Origin of the sequence: Neisseria sp. 27098_8_112 (assembly GCF_041433235.1) — a bacterium.
Lineage (GTDB): Bacteria > Pseudomonadota > Gammaproteobacteria > Burkholderiales > Neisseriaceae > Neisseria.
Genome location: NZ_JAPWBB010000004.1, coordinates 123,952 through 139,055, shown reverse-complemented (window position 1 = coordinate 139,055; position 15,104 = coordinate 123,952). Strand labels below are relative to the sequence as shown.

12 protein-coding genes are annotated in these 15,104 nt (G+C 50.4%); 11 read left to right on the top strand and 1 reads right to left on the bottom strand.

Annotation, left to right across the window (positions count from 1 at the left end):
* Positions 1 to 121 precede the first annotated feature (121 nt).
* The 4 genes from nirK to O3682_RS04220 all read left to right on the top strand — a co-directional run bounded on the left by nirK (position 122) and on the right by O3682_RS04220 (position 4,960).
* Complete coding sequence (gene nirK, locus O3682_RS04235) at positions 122 to 1,279, top strand: copper-containing nitrite reductase (protein WP_371508624.1); 1,158 nt, start codon at positions 122 to 124, stop codon at positions 1,277 to 1,279.
* A gap of 174 nt (positions 1,280 to 1,453) precedes the next feature.
* Positions 1,454 to 2,209 carry a formylglycine-generating enzyme family protein gene (locus O3682_RS04230; RefSeq protein ID WP_293193120.1) on the top strand — a complete coding sequence of 252 codons (756 nt, stop codon included), beginning with the start codon at positions 1,454 to 1,456 and terminating at the stop codon, positions 2,207 to 2,209.
* Positions 2,210 to 2,420: 211 nt separating this feature from the next.
* A complete protein-coding gene (gene rpsO, locus O3682_RS04225; protein ID WP_003679932.1) occupies positions 2,421 to 2,690 on the top strand; it encodes a 30S ribosomal protein S15 in 270 nt (89 codons plus the stop codon).
* A gap of 176 nt (positions 2,691 to 2,866) precedes the next feature.
* A complete protein-coding gene (locus tag O3682_RS04220; RefSeq protein WP_371508622.1) occupies positions 2,867 to 4,960 on the top strand; it encodes an AsmA family protein in 2,094 nt (697 codons plus the stop codon).
* A 267-nt stretch (positions 4,961 to 5,227) separates the two neighbouring features.
* Here the strand turns inward: O3682_RS04220 and ubiD are convergent, their stop codons facing one another.
* Complete coding sequence (ubiD, locus tag O3682_RS04215) at positions 5,228 to 6,706, bottom strand: 4-hydroxy-3-polyprenylbenzoate decarboxylase (protein ID WP_371508620.1); 1,479 nt, start codon at positions 6,704 to 6,706, stop codon at positions 5,228 to 5,230.
* A gap of 251 nt (positions 6,707 to 6,957) precedes the next feature.
* On the opposite strand from ubiD, the gene O3682_RS04210 reads away from it, so the two are divergent.
* From O3682_RS04210 to trmA, 7 genes are all read left to right on the top strand, one after another.
* Positions 6,958 to 7,620 carry a DedA family protein gene (locus tag O3682_RS04210; RefSeq protein WP_371508618.1) on the top strand — a complete coding sequence of 221 codons (663 nt, stop codon included), beginning with the start codon at positions 6,958 to 6,960 and terminating at the stop codon, positions 7,618 to 7,620.
* A 66-nt stretch (positions 7,621 to 7,686) separates the two neighbouring features.
* The gene (locus O3682_RS04205; RefSeq protein WP_371508616.1) at positions 7,687 to 8,670 is read left to right on the top strand and encodes an asparaginase; all 984 of its coding nucleotides are present in this window, start codon (positions 7,687 to 7,689) and stop codon (positions 8,668 to 8,670) included.
* Positions 8,671 to 8,682: 12 nt separating this feature from the next.
* A complete protein-coding gene (locus O3682_RS04200) occupies positions 8,683 to 9,450 on the top strand; it encodes a TatD family hydrolase (RefSeq protein WP_070765116.1) in 768 nt (255 codons plus the stop codon).
* A gap of 287 nt (positions 9,451 to 9,737) precedes the next feature.
* Positions 9,738 to 11,006: an Nramp family divalent metal transporter gene (locus O3682_RS04195; RefSeq protein ID WP_371508614.1), complete on the top strand. Its 1,269-nt coding sequence runs from the start codon at positions 9,738 to 9,740 to the stop codon at positions 11,004 to 11,006.
* A gap of 154 nt (positions 11,007 to 11,160) precedes the next feature.
* Positions 11,161 to 12,237 (top strand): peptide chain release factor 1, encoded by a 1,077-nt coding sequence (gene prfA, locus O3682_RS04190; RefSeq protein ID WP_003745798.1) that lies wholly within the window; start codon positions 11,161 to 11,163, stop codon positions 12,235 to 12,237.
* A 149-nt stretch (positions 12,238 to 12,386) separates the two neighbouring features.
* Positions 12,387 to 13,889, top strand: coding sequence for a phosphate acetyltransferase (gene pta / locus O3682_RS04185; protein WP_371508611.1), 1,503 nt, complete (start codon positions 12,387 to 12,389; stop codon positions 13,887 to 13,889).
* A gap of 117 nt (positions 13,890 to 14,006) precedes the next feature.
* A complete protein-coding gene (trmA, locus tag O3682_RS04180; protein WP_371508610.1) occupies positions 14,007 to 15,089 on the top strand; it encodes a tRNA (uridine(54)-C5)-methyltransferase TrmA in 1,083 nt (360 codons plus the stop codon).
* Positions 15,090 to 15,104 lie beyond the last annotated feature (15 nt).

Here is a 15,104-nt window from a genome sequence, read left to right as displayed (position 1 = left end):
ATTCCCTGAACAATTTGATTTACATCAAAATATGACCAAACAAGCGCCTACATAATCATACAAAACTTCGAACCATCCTATCAGGATTCTTAACTTTTCTTACTATAAGGAAACTTTAAACATGAAACGCCAAACCTTAGCCGCACTTATCGCTTCTGTATTTGCATTGGCCGCATGCGGCGAGCAAGCTGCTAAACCTGCTGAAACTCCAGCTGCTACTGCTTCTGCTGAAGCTCCTGCTGCTTCCGACTCACAAGCTGCTGCCGAGACTCCTTCTTCAGAACTGCCTGTAATCGATGCTATCATGACTCACGCTCCGGAAGTTCCACCTCCAACTGATCGCGACCATCCGGCTAAAGTACGCGTTAAAATGGAAACCGTTGAAAAAACTATGACCATGGAAGACGGTGTTGAGTACCACTACTGGACATTCAACGGCGACGTTCCAGGTCAAATGATCCGTGTACGCGAAGGCGATACTGTTGAAGTTGAATTCTCTAACAATCCTTCTTCTACCGTTCCTCATAACGTTGACTTCCACGCTGCAACCGGTCAAGGCGGTGGTGCAGAAGCTACCTTTACTGCTCCTGGCCATACTTCTACCTTCAGCTTCAAAGCACTGCAAGCTGGTTTGTACATCTACCACTGTGCCGTTGCTCCTGTAGGTATGCACATCGCCAACGGTATGTACGGTTTGATCTTGGTTGAACCTAAAGAAGGTCTGCCTAAAGTGGACAAAGAGTTCTACATCGTACAAGGTGACTTCTATACCAAAGGTAAAAAAGGTGCTCAAGGCCTGCAACCTTTCGATATGGATAAAGCGATTGCTGAACAACCTGAATACGTTGTATTCAACGGTCACGTAGGCTCTATCGCCGGCGACAACGCTCTGAAGGCCAAAGCAGGCGAAACCGTCCGTATGTACGTGGGTAATGGTGGTCCTAACTTGGTATCTTCTTTCCACGTTATCGGCGAAATCTTCGACAAAGTTTACGTAGAGGCTGGCAAACTGATCAACGAAAACGTACAAAGCACTGTGATTCCTGCCGGTGGTGCCGCTATCGTTGAATTCAAAGTCGACATTCCAGGCAGCTACACTTTGGTTGACCACTCTATCTTCCGTGCTTTCAACAAAGGTGCTTTGGGTCAATTGAAAGTTGAGGGTGATGAAAACCCTGAAATCATGACCAAAAAACTGAGCGACACCGTTTACCAACCTGCCGGTGCTGCCGCTTCTGCTCCAGCAGCTGCGTCTGGTGCTTCTGAAGCCGCTAAATAATCTCTCGGTTTAATACGCCAAGCCACTGCTGCCCTACTCTTTAGAGCCGCAGTGGCTTCCATCACGATTAATCTTCCTGTTCAAATCAGACAGATTGATTTTTCAGACGGCCTTGTTATGATTAGGCTATCTGAAAAATAAATTTCCTGTTTCAATCGATAATAAGGGCGTACCATGAAACTCATACGACTCCTCCTCTTAGGCAGTGCCTTAATCTGTGGCAATACATTTGCTGCCGAAATGGTAAAAATCGAAGGAGGCAGCTACCGTCCTCTCTATCTCAAAAAAGAAACTTCCCTTATTAAAGTCAAACCCTTCCAGCTTGACAAATATCCGGTAACCAATGCCGAATTTGCCGAATTTGTGAACACACATCCGCAATGGCAAAAAGGCAAAATCAGTTCCAAACACGCTGAAAAAGCTTACCTGAAACATTGGGTGAAAAACGGCAGCAACAGTTTTGCGCCTAAAGCCAGCGAACTCAAACACCCTGTAACCAATGTTTCATGGTTCGCCGCCAATGCCTACTGCGTTTCCAAAGGCAAACGTCTGCCGACTATTGACGAATGGGAGTTTGCAGGCTTGGCTTCTGCCACTCAAAAAGACGGCTCTGCCGAACCCGGCTACAACCGCACCATCTTAGACTGGTATGCAGACGGCGGCCGCAACGGCCTGCACGACATCGGTAAAAACAAACCCAACTATTGGGGCGTATACGATATGCACGGCCTAATTTGGGAATGGACTGAAGATTTCAACAGCAGCCAACTCTCTGCCGGCTCGTCCAATACACAAATGTTCTGTAGCGGCGCATCCGTGGGCTCGAGCGATCCGTCCAACTATGCGGCATTCTTACGCTACGGCATCCGCACCAGCCTGCAGTCCAAATATGTTTTAAATAACTTGGGCTTCCGCTGTGCGAGCAAATAAAGTTTAGTTTTTTATCACCAAAGCAGCTTTGGCGGTACTGAAAGGTATCGCCGCTTTTTTTGGCCGTCTGAAAAGATGTGGCATACCAAAACAAATTGTGGCATAATCCGCCCGTCTTTATAAAAAGGCACTTAGGAGTTTGCTTAGGTTGATCGGCTTGGCAAACTTGTCCGAACCTGAAAAGGTTCTTTTATTTTCGGAGTTATCCATCATGGCATTGACCGTAGAACAAAAAGCACAAATTGTTAAAGATTTCCAACGCAAAGAAGGCGATACCGGCTCTTCTGAAGTACAAGTCGCTCTGTTGACTTTCCGCATCAACGACCTGACTCCTCACTTCAAAGCCAACCCTAAAGACCACCACAGCCGCCGCGGCCTGTTGAAAATGGTTAGCCAACGTCGTCGCCTGCTGTCTTACCTGCGTCGTACTCAGCCTGATACTTACCGTACACTGATTACCCGCCTGGGTCTGCGTAAATAATTTATGCTTAAAATCAACACCGCCTTTGGGCGGTGTTTTTATTCATATACCCATGCCGTCTGAAACACATGCCCACTCTGTGTTATACTTCCACACGCTTAAGCAGCAAGGCTTAAACTCCCAATCACTCCTTAAAGCTCCCATCAAAGCGAGAATCTGAATTGTCTGTTCATTCCATGTTGCACTCAGGAAAATTTTGGCTGAAAACCCTGGTTTTCAGCATTACCGCGCTTTTATGCCTCGCGGCGGTATTGAGTGCCTTAATGTTCCGCATATTCAACACAGAAAACATCGACGCATTCATACAAAAAAACTTTTCCGCCCATGGCTGCCAAATCAAATACAACGCCACTATCGGCAGAAAATGGCTGCCGCGCCCCACGCTAATTTTAAAAGACCTCAGCCTTTCACCTTCCGAACCAGACACGCCGACGCTGAACATTGCCGAATCCAAAATGGGCTTTGGCTGGAGCAGCCTATGGTCAGATGCCCCAATTCTTGAAAAATGGATTCTTTCCAATCCATTGCTGACGCTGGGTCCCAAAAACCACCTGCCTGCCTGCCTGCAACAAAACCATGCATCAAAAGAAAGCTTCCAGCTCAACCGCGTCATCATCAATAACGGCAGCATCCGCTATCACAATAAAGAGCAAGATATTGCCTTAAACGATCTGCAATTTTCCCTGCGCAGAGCCGATTCAGACGGCCGTCCATTCGATATCAGCGGCACACTGCAAAACATCGGCAACCCCATCAATTGGCAAGGCATCGGCCATCTTGTACAAGATGATACCGGCTGGAGCGTTCCCGCCCTCAAATTAAACCTGCAAACCGTATTACTCAAAAACAAGCTGGATGCCCAAATCGCAGGCAGCCTTAATTGGCAAAACCAAACCGCCCTTTTGCGCGACTTTAATCTGCAAGCCGAAAGCGACTATCAAAACTTGCATATCAATGCACGTTCTCCCCTCTTGCAATTCAAAAATGGCTATTTGCACCTCAACACACTCAACGGCGCATTGACCGCCGGCAGTGAAAACAACCAATGGGACGGTTCATTCAAACTGGACAAAACCAACCTCTATCCAACCGTTTTGACCGCCGCCAATTTTGAACTCAAAGGCAGCCATAAAGACAACCGCCTCCAAACCAACTTTACCTTTTCCAGCCCGTTGGTTTGGCAAAAAGGCAAAGGCATCGATGCACCCAAACTGCACCTCAGCACCCTGCAAGACACCATCAACCGCCTTCCCCGCCCCCGATTTATCAGCACCCTTGAAGGTCAGGCCAATTTCAGCCTCAATACATGGGAAGGCCGTCTGAAAGGCGCATTTGACAGACAAGCCCTTGCCTTGGCCTTTAAATACCAACGCGATGCCCAACCTCGTCCGCATCTTGACGCCGGTATCGCCTTACAAAAACTCAATCTGACCCCTTACTTGGAAGATCTGAAAACCCAGCCATCACTGAACCTTCCTTCCCTGCTGGCCAAATCCTGGTTGCCCAACATTGAGGCCAACCTCCAAATCGGCAGCATTCAAACTGCCGGCCTACAATTAGAAAACATCGAATCCCTGCTCACCGCCGATAAAGAACATATCGCCCTGCACCGTTTCAAAGCCGGGCTTTATGGCGGCAAAACCGAGGGCGGCCTGAGTATTGCGGCGACCCAACCTGCTTCCTACCACCTTCAGCAAAACGCAAAAGGCATACAGATTCAGCCGTTGCTGCAAGACCTATTCGGTTTCCACAGCTTCAGCGGCAGCGGCGACGCCGTTATCGACATTAAAACCACCGGTAACGACCGTGCCCAAATGATACAAGCCCTAAACGGCAGCCTGCTCCTCGATATTACCAACGGCGCATGGCACGGCATTGATATGGACAGCATTCTAAAAAACGGCATCTCTTCAGAAAAAATCGATAACAGCAACCTCAAAACCCCTTTCCATCATTTCACCCTCAATAGCGAAATCGAGAAAGGCATCAGCCATCATATCAACACCGAACTGTTTTCCGACAGCCTGCACGTTGTCAGCAGTGGCTATACCGATTTGAATACCCAAAAGCTGTCCGAAAACCTGCTTATCAGCAATGTACTGCAACCTAAAAACAAACCGATTCCCCTCAAAATCGGTGGAACCGTACAAAACCCGTCCATTACCCTCGACTACAGCCGCTTGACCAATGGCATGAATACGTCTGCAGAAAAACAAAAAGCCCTGCAAGAAACCATACAAGAACAATGGAAGTGGCTCAAACCGCGCTAGGTTTTCAAATCAAAGGCCGTCTGAAACCCAAAAAGTTTCAGACGGCCTTTTAACAGATACCTTGTCAGAATAAGATGTTCACTTAGGAATGACCATATACATAATCAGTGCAACAATGATGGCAAACCATATCGTCAACATTATCAAGCCTTTTTTGGAGAGTTTTCTTTCTCTCCAATCGAGCCTCACTATTTCTACCGTACCCTCACACATAGACCCCATTATTTCCATCAATATTTACAGTAGAAATTCCAATAAATCCGACATCTACAAACCCAAACTCTCCCAAATCTCATCGATTTTGGCCGTAACGGCAGGGTCTTTTTTGATCACACGCCCCCATTCGCGGTCGGTTTCACCCGGCCATTTGTTGGTCGCATCCAAACCCATTTTGCCACCGAGTCCGCTGACGGGGCTAGCGAAGTCGAGGTAGTCGATAGGTGTATTTTCCATCAAAACAGTGTCGCGTACGGGGTCCATACGCGTGGTTACCGCCCAGATGACTTCTTTCCAGTCACGCACGTCCACATCGTCATCGACCACGATGATGAATTTGGTGTACATAAACTGGCGCAAGAACGACCAGCAGCCCATCATCACGCGCTTGGCGTGTCCGGCATACTGTTTTTTCATGCTGACCACCGCCATGCGGTAGGAGCAGCCTTCAGGCGGCAGGTAGAAATCGGTGATTTCGGGGAACTGCTTTTGCAAAAGCGGTACGAACACTTCGTTCAACGCCACGCCCAAAACGGCAGGTTCATCGGGCGGTTTGCCTGTGTAGGTAGAATGGTAAATCGGGTTTTCACGCATGGTAATGCGCTCGACCGTGAATACGGGGAAATGGTCCTGCTCGTTGTAATAGCCGGTGTGGTCGCCGTATGGGCCTTCCAACGCGGTTTCGTTCGGATGAATCACACCTTCCAACACGATTTCGGCACGGGCTGGCACTTGCAAATCGCTGCCGATACATTTCACCAGTTCCGTCCGCGAACCGCGCAGCAGTCCGGCAAACTGGTATTCGCTCAAGGTATCGGGAACAGGCGTGACTGCACCCAAAATAGTGGCGGGGTCGCAGCCGAGCACAACGGCGACGGGATACGGCGTCTCAGGATTGAGTTTGCGAAACTCCTGATAATCCAGCGCGCCGCCGCGATGCGACAGCCAGCGCATAATCAGCTTGTTTTTGCCGATTAATTGCTGGCGGTAAATACCTAAATTTTGGCGTTTTTTGTGCGGACCGCGCGTTACGGTCAAACCCCACGTTACCAGCGGCGCAACGTCTTCCGGCCAGCAATGCTGAATCGGCAGTTTATACAAATCAACGTCTTCACCTTCCCACACGATTTCCTGACACGGCGCGTTTTTCACCACATTCGGCGCCATGCTCCAAATGTCTTTCAACAGCGGCAGCTTGGAAAACGCGTCTTTGATGCCTTTGGGCGGTTCGGGTTCTTTCAAATACGCCAGGGTTTGCCCAATTTCGCGCAGCTTGGACACGCTGTCCGCGCCCATGCCCATCGCCACACGTTCGGGCGTGCCGAACAGGTTCGCCAACACGGGATAATTGTAGCGCGTACCGTCGGGCTTAATCGGGTGCTCAAACAGCAACGCCGGCCCTTCGGCGCGCAGCACGCGGTCGGCAATTTCGGTCATTTCCAAATGCGGCGACACCGGATGCTGAATGCGCTTGAGTTTGCCATCAGCTTCCAATCCAGCGATAAATTCTCGCAAATCTCTGTATTTCATGATTTCATTTTCCTGAACAGGCCGTCTGAAAACAGACTTCCATTTCGGGTTTGAAAGATAAACCAGCAGCTATTGTACCTGCCAAATCTGTTCAAATCCCAACTTTCCACGTCCGAATTTCGAGTTTTTTTTTGCAAACTACCGTCAAATTTAAACAATATCTGCTTGTGATTGCTTTCAGACGGCCTTATCTTTGGTAAAATTCCAACTTAATCCAGTCATCAATCAATATTTATCGTGGGACGGCGGCCATGTTTGCAATTTTAGAATCTTTTTTCGTTGAATACGGCTATGCGGCCGTGTTTTTCGTTTTGGTTATTTGCGGCTTCGGCGTGCCGATTCCTGAAGATTTGACACTGGTAACCGGCGGTGTGATTTCCGGCCTGGGTTATACCAACTCGCATATTATGTTTGCCGTCGGCATGCTCGGCGTATTGGCAGGTGACGGCTTTATGTTTGCGGCCGGCCGAATTTGGGGGCAAAAAATCCTTAAATTCAAACCGATTGCGCGCGTGATGACACCCAAACGCTACGCCCAAGTACAGGAAAAATTCGACAAATACGGCAACTGGGTTTTATTCGTCGCCCGTTTCCTGCCCGGCCTGCGTACTGCCGTTTTCGTAACCGCTGGCATCAGCCGTAAGGTTTCCTACCTGCGCTTTATCCTGATGGACGGCTTGGCCGCACTGATTTCCGTTCCAGTTTGGATTTATCTGGGCGAATACGGCGCACGCAATACCGACTGGCTGATGAAAAAAATGCACAGCCTGCAATCAGGTATCTTTACCGTACTGGGCATCGGCGCAGTCATCATCGGCTGGATTTGGTGGAGAAAACACCGACGCCATACCTTCTTCCGTGAAAAACTGCAAGAAAAACGCGCCGCAAAAGCTAAAAAACAAGCCAATCAATAAACCATTCCAGGCCGTCTGAAACACTTCCCCGCTTTCAGACGGCCTCAATCATTCATCAGAAACACCATGAAACAAAAAATCTTCGTCCTCTACACCGGCGGCACCATCGGCATGACCCAAAGCAGCGCAGGCCTGCGTCCCGACACCGCTCTCGTCGATAAAGCCCTTGCCCCCTTTTCAGACGGCCTTGATTTCGAATGGCACGTTTGCCAGCCGCTCATCGATTCTTCCGCGGTAACGCTGCAAAACCAACGCGACTGGCTGGAGCTTATTATTACCAAACTGCCTGACTATGACGGTATTTTGGTGCTGCATGGTACGGATACCATGGCATACACAGCCAACCTCTTCGCTCTTTCGCTGCAAGGCTTAGACAAACCCGTTATCCTGACCGGATCGCAATGGCCTTACGATGCCGCCAACAGCGATGCGCCGCGCAACCTTGCCACCGCCGTTTCCGCCTTCTCGCTCAAGCTCAAACAAGTGGCCATTGCCTTTGACGGCAAACTCTTCTCCGCCGTCGGCAGCAGCAAGGTCAGCACCGAGACCTCCGCAGGTTTTGACAACCTGCATTTTGGCGCACTCGCCGAATGGGAGGAAAACAAAGGTTGGCACAATATCCATATTGCCCCGACCCAACATTCAGACAGCCTCAATCCGCGTCTTCCAAATCCCGAAGCCAAAGTTTCCGTCCGCACGCTGATTCCCGGTTATGCCGCGCAAGAACTTTCAGACGGCCTGCCCCATCTTTCCACCCAAGCCCTAATCCTGCAAAGCTACGGCCACGGCAATGCGCCGAGCAACGATGCGTTTGTCCGAGCCGTCCAAGCCTTTACGCAACAAGACAAGTTGCTGCTCAACATCAGCCAAGTGCCGCAAGGTTGCGCCGCCGCCGTCTATGCCCAAGGCGATGCTTTGCGTCAGGCAGGTATCATCAACGGCGGCAAATGCAATCTCGAAACTGCCACTGCGCTGATGACCCTCGCCGTATCTCATGACTGGAATGCAGATAAGGTGCAACAAGAATTGCGACAATTAAATCTGCTGTAACCGCCATTAAATATGACTTTCACCGACACCCACTGCCATCTTGCCGATCCCAAACTTGCCGATACGCTGCCTGCCGTGCTTACCGAAGCGCAAGCCGCCGGCGTGGTGCGTTTTATCGTACCGGCTACATCTCCCAATGATTGGCAGGCAGTTGCGCAGTTGGAAAGGCCGTCTGAAAACATCCATATCGCTTTGGGCATTCATCCGTGGTTTTCAGACGGCCTCAACGAGGCGGCATTCCAAGAATTAGAGTCCGAATTAATCCGGCATCCGCAAGCATGGGTTGGCGAAATCGGCTTGGATTTTTATGGCAAAGAGCAAACCCAAGCGCAACGCGACACGCAAACCGACGTCTTTATCCGCCAACTCATCCTTGCCCAAAACCTCAACCGCCGCGTCATCATCCATAATCTGAAAGCCACCGCCGCCATTGCCGCCGCCGTCAAAACCGTCGGTTTCACACGAGGCGGTATCGTTCACGCCTTCTCCGGCAGCGTAGAAGAAGCGCGAATTTTGGTAAAACTCGGCTTCAAAATCGGCATAGGATCGCTGCTACTCAATCCCAATGCCAAAAAAGTCCGTGCCGCCTTACAAGCCTTAGATGACACGGATTTCGTTCTCGAAACCGACAGCCCTTTTATGCTTGGCCAAGAAACCAACACACCAGCCAACATCCGCCGTATCGCCAAAATTGCCGCCGAACTGCGCGGCGTACCGCTGGCGCAACTGGCTGAAATAACCGAGCAAAACGTGGATTCCCTGCTCCATACTTTCCCTTGATATGCCGACCTCAAGGCATCAAAAAGCCTTGCCCGGCCATTTCGTTTCCAAACCGACACACTCTGCCCTCCCTACCCCATATTCATGAATAAAAAGCGATACAAGGCCGTCTGAAAAAATGTTTTTGGCACAAAATATCGTTCACTCTGTCATCTCGGCTTTTTAACACCGTATTTTCCCTTTGATTGATAAAAAGTATTACGCATATTATTGGGCAAACTTTTTATTTACGTTAAAATATGCTTTTTTTTGATAATAAGGCCGTCTGAAACAGGCGGAAAATACTTATGGCAGAACAACATACACACTCCTCTACTTGGAAAAGCAAAATCAATGCTCTCGGCCCGGGTATCATGATGGCTTCGGCGGCAGTCGGCGGCTCGCACCTGATTGCCTCCACGCAGGCAGGCGCACTTTACGGCTGGCAGCTTGCGCTGATTATCATTCTGACCAACCTGTTCAAATACCCGTTTTTCCGCTTCAGCGCACATTACACGCTGGATACGGGCAAAAGTCTGATTGAGGGCTATGCCGAAAAAAGCCGCGTTTATTTGTGGGTATTTTTGATTTTATGTATTGCATCGGCAACGATTAATGCCGGCGCGGTCGCCATCGTTACCGCCGCCATCGTCAAAATGGCAATCCCATCACTGACTTTCGATGCCGGCATGGTGTCCGTCATGATTATGGTTTCCTGCCTGCTGATTTTGGCAAGCGGCCGCTATAAAGCATTGGACAACGTTTCCAAAATCATCATCGTCAGCCTGACCATCGCCACCGTCGCCGCAGCCGCCGTGGCCATGTCTCGCGGCATGCAGATGAAGCCCGACTTTATCGAGCCGACCCCGTGGACACTGGCAGGCTTGGGCTTCCTCATCGCGCTGATGGGCTGGATGCCTGCACCGATTGAAATTTCCGCCATCAACTCTTTGTGGGTTACCGAAAAACAACGCATCAACCCTTCCAGCTACCGCGACGGTATTTTCGACTTCAACGTCGGCTACATCACCAGCGCGATTTTGGCGGTCGTTTTCCTCGCCTTGGGTGCATATGTACAATACGGAAACGGCGAAGCCGTACAAATGGCCGGTGGCAAATATGTCGGCCAGCTGATTAATATGTACGCCGTGACCATCGGCGACTGGTCGCGTCCGCTGGTGGCATTTATCGCCTTTGCCTGCATGTACGGCACCACCATTACCGTAGTGGACGGCTACGCACGCGCGATTGCCGAACCGGTACGCCTGCTGCGCGGCAAAGACAAAACCGGCAATGTCGAATTGTTTGCCTGGAACGTCTGGGTCGCAGGCTCAGGCTTGGCCGTGATTTTCTGGTTCAACAGCGCGATGGCCGAGTTGCTCAAATTCGCCATGATTACCGCCTTCGTTGCCGCCCCTGTGTTCGCTTGGCTGAATTACCGCCTCGTCAAAGGTGACAAACGCCACAAACTGACCATGGGCATGAATTTCCTTGCCATTATCGGTTTGATTTATTTGACCGGCTTTACCGTTTTGTTCCTGCTGAACCAAACAGGCATCTTGGCTGCGCCTAAATAAGCCCATATAAAAAAGGCCGTCTGAAACTTCAAAACAGTTTCAGACGGCCTTTCCAATCCATCATATCTTGTTGAATTTTCATTCAAACCCATTATAATGACTCCTTATTTCGCCGTTGCAGACCACTCGACGGCATCCGTATTTTGGAAAATTTATGAAGCCGTCTATCTTAGAAAAACTACAACAACTCAGCGACCGACTGGAAGAAGTCACGCACCTGCTCGGTCAGCCTGAAGCCACGTCCGACATGGACAACTACCGCAAACTCACACGCGAACACGCCGAACTGACCCCCGTCGTCGAAGTCTTTCAAAACTATCAGCTGGCACAAAGCGACTTGGCAGATGCCGAAGAAATGCTGTCCGACCCTGAAATGAAAGACTTTGCCGCCGAAGAAATCGAAGCGGCAAAAGCCAAAATCGACACGCTCGATACTGAATTGCAAAAACTGCTGCTGCCAAAAGATGCCGATGACGATAAAAATATCTTTATCGAGGTACGCGCCGGTACCGGTGGCGACGAAGCCGCGCTGTTTGCAGGCGATTTGCTGCGTATGTACAGCCGCTACGCCGAGCGCAACCGCTGGCAGGTTGAAATTGTTTCCGCAAACGAAAGCGAATTGGGCGGCTATAAAGAAGTCATCGCCCGCATTATCGGCTTGGGTGCATACAGCCGTCTGAAATTTGAATCGGGTGGCCACCGCGTACAACGTGTTCCAGCCACCGAAAGCCAAGGCCGTATCCATACCTCCGCCTGCACCGTCGCCGTCATGCCCGAAGCGGACGAACTCGAAGACATCGAGTTGAACCCCGCCGACCTGCGCATCGACACCTTCCGCGCATCCGGTGCTGGTGGTCAGCACATCAACAAAACCGACTCCGCCGTCCGTATTACCCACTTGCCGACAGGCATGGTGGTCGAATGCCAAGACGGCCGCAGCCAACACGCGAACAAAGCGCAGGCGATGAAAGTCCTCGCCGCCCGCTTAAATGACGCACAAAAACGCGAAGCCCAAGCCAAAGAAGCCGCCGAACGCAAATCCCTGATCGGCAGCGGCGACCGCAGCGAACGCATCCGCACCTACAACTACCCACAAGGCCGCGTGACCGACCACCGCATCAACCTTACCCTGCACAAACTGGATTTTGTGATGGACGGAGATTTGGAAGAAATCACCAATGCCCTGATTGCCGAGCATCAAGCCGAGCTTTTGGCGGCAATGGGGGATTGATGGATTTGGTCCATTGCGTTTATACTTTTCAGACGGCCTGATGACATATGTCAATATAGCCGTGTATATGTTATCCCAAAGTGATAAAATGCAGCACCAGCTGCACAACAGCAACACCCTTCTACAATCACCGAATGAGAGGACACAAAATGGCAAAAATCCTGATCGCACCGGTATCTACCGGCCTGAGCGCCGATGCAGCGGCAAAAGCATTTGTAGCGGCATTGAATGCGCAAGTTTTCCAAGCCGTTGACTCCACTACAGAAGCCCTGTTGGCTCAAGGCAAGAGCGACGACTGGTTTGACGCACTTGTCGGTAAAGTTGCAGCATTGAACTCAGATAACCTCGTTATCGAAGGCATTACTCCTGATGCAGACAAATTGTTCTTGGCAGGCAAAAACGTTGAATTGGCACTGTCTTTGGACGCAGGCGTTGTCTTGGCGCTGAAATCCGACAACACCGACGCAGCCGCCGTCACCCAACAATTAAACCTCGCCAAACAGCTCTACACCAACTCCCCGGGCTTATTGGAAGGCTTTATCATTGACGGCGCAGCCGCTGCTTTAGGTGCACAAGTTGCCGAGCAAACCGGCCTGACTTTCTTCGGCTCCAGCGACAAACTGCAAGATGTATCCGCTTTGGCCAAACGCGAAGCCAAACGCCTGTCTCCAGCCCAATTCCGTTACAACCTGATCGATTTCGCCCGCAAAGCCGATATGCGCATCGTCCTGCCTGAAGGCGCAGAACCACGCACCGTCGCCGCTGCCGCTATCTGTCACGAAAAAGGCATCGCCCGTTGCGTACTGTTGGCTACCCGCGAAGAAGTTGAAGCCGTAGCGAAAGAACGCGGCATCTCCCTGCCTGATTCTTTGGAAATCATTGATCCAGCTTCTTTGGTTGAGCAATACGTTGAACCAATGTGCGAATTGCGCAAATCCAAAGGCCTGACTCCTGAAGATGCACGCAAACAGCTGCAAGACACCGTCGTACTGGGTACCATGATGATGGCTCAAAACGACGTGGATGGTTTGGTTTCTGGTGCAGTCCACACTACTGCCAACACCATCCGCCCTGCCCTGCAACTGATTAAAACCGCTCCGGGTGCAAGCCTTGTATCCAGCGTATTCTTCATGTTGCTGCCTAACCAAGTTTTGGCATTCGGCGACTGCGCGGTTAACCCGAACCCAACTCCGGAACAACTGGCCGACATCGCCATTCAATCTGCTGACAGCGCCAAAGCTTTCGGTATCGATCCAAAAGTGGCCATGATTTCCTACTCTACCATCAACTCAGGCAGCGGCCCTGATGTCGATGCAGTGATCGAAGCAACCAAACTGGCTAATGAAAAACGCCCTGATTTGGCCATCGAAGGCCCGTTGCAATACGATGCGGCTACCGTTCCATCTATCGGCCAATCCAAAGCTCCGGGCAGCGCTGTCGCTGGTCAGGCAACTGTCCTGATTTTCCCAGACCTCAATACCGGCAACTGTACTTACAAAGCCGTACAACGCAGCGCCAACGTCCTGAGCGTAGGCCCTTTGTTGCAAGGTTTGCGTAAACCGGTTAACGACTTGTCACGCGGCGCATTGATTGAGGACATCGTCTTCACCATCGCCCTGACTGCCGTTCAAGCCAAACAAATGCAAGGCTGATTGACAAGCTGATGCTTTGAAATCAAAGGCCGTCTGAAACCGATGTTTCAGACGGCCTTTCGTATCTTTGCGCCAACTATATTATAATTCGCCATTATTTTCTGAAAGACTGCCCTAATGACTGCCTACCAGCAACAACTAGCCGACAAAAAGCAATATCTTCAGCAACTTTTCCAAGGACTGGATTTTCCAGAAATCGAAGTCTTTGAATCTCCGGAACAGCATTACAGAATGCGTGCCGAGTTCCGCATCTGGCATGAAGGCGGCGAAATGTTTTACGCCATGTTTGAGCGCGGGCAAAAGGCAAGCGGGGCAAGCCTGATTCGTTGCGACCAATTTCCTGCCGCGTCCGAATCCATCAATACCTTAATGCCAAAACTGATTGAAGCTGCATCCAATCATCCCGAGCTGAAAAACCGCTGGTACGCCGTCGAATTTTTATCCACTTTAAGCGGCGAAATGCTGGTAACCATGATTTACCACAAGAAGCTGAACGAAGCATGGCAACAAGCCGCGCAAGAGCTGGCGCACAATTTGGGCATCCACATTATCGGCCGCAGCCGCGGACAAAAAATCGTATTGAGCCAAGATTTTGTGACCGAAGCATTAGAAGTCAACGGCAAGACCTTCCGCTATCGTCAAATCGAGGGCAGCTTTACCCAACCCAATGCCCACGTGTGCCAAAAAATGCTGATGTGGGCGTGTGATGCTGCGCAAAACTTAGGCAAAGACCTGCTTGAGCTGTACTGCGGCAACGGCAATTTCACCCTGCCGCTTTCGCAACATTTCAATCAAATATTGGCGACCGAAGTTTCCAAAACCTCCGTCAACGCCGCCCAATGGAATATTGAAGCCAACCAAATTACCAATCTCAAAATCGCCCGCCTGTCTGCGGAAGAATTTACCGAGGCATACACGCAAAACCGTGAATTCCGCCGCCTGCAAGAACAAGGCATCGACTTGAAAAACTATGATTTTTCAACTATTTTCGTTGATCCTCCACGCGCCGGTGTTGATGATGAGACGCTCAAATTGGTTGCCCGATTCGACAACGTCCTCTATATTTCCTGCAACCCTGAGACCCTGCGTGCTAACCTCGACACGCTCTGTCAAACCCATACCATAGAACGCGCCGCCCTGTTCGACCAATTCCCATTTACCCACCATATCGAAAGCGGCGTTTGGTTGAAGAAAAAATAAAACCATACAAAAAGG

Coding starts and splice junctions, on each gene's coding strand:
- nirK (WP_371508624.1), top strand. CDS start 122: ATGAAACGCCAAACCTTAGCCGCACTTATCGCTTCTGTATTTGCATTG.
- O3682_RS04230 (WP_293193120.1), top strand. CDS start 1,454: ATGAAACTCATACGACTCCTCCTCTTAGGCAGTGCCTTAATCTGTGGC.
- rpsO (WP_003679932.1), top strand. CDS start 2,421: ATGGCATTGACCGTAGAACAAAAAGCACAAATTGTTAAAGATTTCCAA.
- O3682_RS04220 (WP_371508622.1), top strand. CDS start 2,867: ATGTTGCACTCAGGAAAATTTTGGCTGAAAACCCTGGTTTTCAGCATT.
- ubiD (WP_371508620.1), bottom strand. CDS start 6,706: ATGAAATACAGAGATTTGCGAGAATTTATCGCTGGATTGGAAGCTGAT.
- O3682_RS04210 (WP_371508618.1), top strand. CDS start 6,958: ATGTTTGCAATTTTAGAATCTTTTTTCGTTGAATACGGCTATGCGGCC.
- O3682_RS04205 (WP_371508616.1), top strand. CDS start 7,687: ATGAAACAAAAAATCTTCGTCCTCTACACCGGCGGCACCATCGGCATG.
- O3682_RS04200 (WP_070765116.1), top strand. CDS start 8,683: ATGACTTTCACCGACACCCACTGCCATCTTGCCGATCCCAAACTTGCC.
- O3682_RS04195 (WP_371508614.1), top strand. CDS start 9,738: ATGGCAGAACAACATACACACTCCTCTACTTGGAAAAGCAAAATCAAT.
- prfA (WP_003745798.1), top strand. CDS start 11,161: ATGAAGCCGTCTATCTTAGAAAAACTACAACAACTCAGCGACCGACTG.
- pta (WP_371508611.1), top strand. CDS start 12,387: ATGGCAAAAATCCTGATCGCACCGGTATCTACCGGCCTGAGCGCCGAT.
- trmA (WP_371508610.1), top strand. CDS start 14,007: ATGACTGCCTACCAGCAACAACTAGCCGACAAAAAGCAATATCTTCAG.